Raw genomic sequence first — 2037 nt, 5'->3', positions numbered from 1 at the left:
CCTGCCCGTCGAGGTCCTCGCCGCGGTCCCCGTGCCGTCGGTCTCCGCCCGGGTCGCCGCGGCGCTGGGGACGCCGTCGGTCGCCGAGGCCGCCGCCCTCGCCGAGGGCGGCACGCTGCTGGTGCCCAAGACCGTCCGCGGCCCGGTGACCGTCGCCGTCGCCGTCGCGGCACCGTGACGACGGACCTGCACCACCACGGGGACGTCGAGGCCACCCCCGGCCTGGTCGACCTCGCGGTCAACGTGCGCGCCGGCGCTCCCCCGGCCTGGCTGCGCGACGTGCTGCGCGCCGCGCTCGACGACTGCGCCGCCTACCCCGACCCCACCCGCGCCCGGGCCGCCGTCGCCGCCGCGCACGGCCGGCCGGTCGAGGAGGTGCTGCTCACCGCCGGCGCGGCCGAGACGTTCACCCTGGTCGCCCGGGCCCTCCGGCCGGCGCACGCGGTCGTGGTCCACCCCTCCTTCACCGAGCCCGAGGCCGCGCTGCGCGCGCACGGCCACCGGGTGCACCGGCACCTGCTCGCGCCGCCGTCCTACCGGCTCACCGCGCCGCCTGCGGACGCCGACCTGGTGGTGCTGGGCAACCCGACCAACCCCACCTCGGTGCTGCACCCCGCCGCCGACGTCGCCGCGCTGTGCCGGCCCGGCCGCACCGTGCTGCTCGACGAGGCCTTCGCCGACACCGACCCCGGCGAGCCGCAGTCGCTGGCGCACCGCCGCGACCTGCCGGGCCTGCTGGTGGTGCGCAGCCTGACCAAGACCTGGGGGCTGGCGGGGCTTCGGGTCGGCTACGCCCTCGGCCCGGCCGACCTGGTCGCGGCGCTGGCCGCCGTCCAGCCGCACTGGCCGGTCTCCACGCCCGCGCTCGCCGCGCTGGAGGCCTGCGCCGGCGCGGACACCGCCCCCTGGGCGCGCGAGCTCGCCGACCAGCGGCAGGCACTGCTCGACCTGCTCCCGCCCGGGGTCACCCCCGTGGGCACCCCGGCGTCGGCGTTCGTGCTGCTGCGGGTGCCCGGCGCCGAGCGGGTCCGGCTGGCCCTCCGCGACGCCGGGTTCGCCGTCCGGCGCGGTGACACCTTCCCCGGGCTGGACCCCGACCACCTGCGGGTCGCCGTCCGCGACCCCGACACGTCCGCCGCCTTCGCGGCGGCCCTGGCTGCGATCCTGGAGCGACCATGACCCTGCTGGACCGGACCCTCGCCGCGATCACCCCGCGCGACCCCGCCGCCGAGCGCGCCGCCCGCGAGCGGCTGGACCGGATGACCAAGCCGCCGGGCTCCCTCGGCGTGCTGGAGGACGTCGCAGCACAGCTGGCCGGCACCGCCGGGATCTGCCCGCCCCCGCTGCCGGTGCCCGCCGCGGTCGCGGTGTTCGCCGGCGACCACGGCGTGCACGCCCAGGGCGTCACCCCGTGGCCGCAGGAGGTCACCGCGCAGATGGTGGCCAACTTCGCCGCCGGCGGGGCCGTGGTGAACGCGTTCGCGGCGTCGCTGGGGGCCGACGTCGTCGTGGTCGACGTGGGCGTCGCGTCGCCGTCGGCACCGGCCCCGGGGTTCCTCGACCGCAACGTCCGCCGCGGCACCGCCGACCTCGCCGAGGGGCCGGCCATGACCGTCGGGGAGGCCCGGCGGGCCGTCGAGGTCGGCATCGAGGTCGCCACCGCCCTCGCCGCCGACCACGGCTGCCTGGTCACCGGCGACATGGGCATCACCAACACCACCGCCTCGGCCGCCCTGGTCTGCGCGTTCACCGGCGCGGCCCCCGCCGAGGCCACCGGGCGGGGCACCGGCGTGGACGACCCCACCCTGGCCCGCAAGGTCGCCGTCGTCGAGCGCGCGGTGGCCCGGGTCGAGGGCGTCCGGGACCCGCTGGCGGTGCTGGCCGAGGTCGGCGGCCTCGAGCACGCCGCGCTCGCCGGCTTCGTGCTGGGTGCGGCCGCCGCGCGGGTCCCCGTCGTGCTGGACGGCGTCATCGCCGGGTCGGCCGCCCTGGTCGCCGCCGCCCCCGACCTCGAGGCCGTCACCGCCGCGGCGGAGG

At 79.6% G+C, this 2037-nt stretch carries 3 protein-coding genes; all 3 read left to right on the top strand.

Translation table 11 applies throughout. The features are described from left to right. The first annotated feature begins 1 nt into the window (after position 1). Positions 2 to 178, top strand: coding sequence for a cobalamin biosynthesis protein (locus NH342_RS22765; RefSeq protein ID WP_256481177.1), 177 nt, complete (start codon positions 2 to 4; stop codon positions 176 to 178). Then, entirely contained in the window at positions 175 to 1179 is a 1005-nt protein-coding gene (gene cobC, locus NH342_RS22760; protein ID WP_253018614.1) for an Rv2231c family pyridoxal phosphate-dependent protein CobC, read from the top strand. Before NH342_RS22765 ends, cobC begins: the two co-directional genes overlap by 4 nt. Next, positions 1176 to 2037: nicotinate-nucleotide--dimethylbenzimidazole phosphoribosyltransferase (locus NH342_RS22755; RefSeq protein ID WP_253018612.1), on the top strand; the 862-nt coding region annotated here is incomplete at its 3' end. The genes cobC and NH342_RS22755, both read left to right, overlap by 4 nt.

The sequence above is a fragment of the Klenkia sp. PcliD-1-E genome, assembly GCF_024124375.1.
GTDB lineage: Bacteria > Actinomycetota > Actinomycetes > Mycobacteriales > Geodermatophilaceae > Klenkia.
The sequence above is the reverse complement of the archived record's forward strand: the minus strand, read 5'-3'. Positions and strand labels throughout refer to the sequence as shown.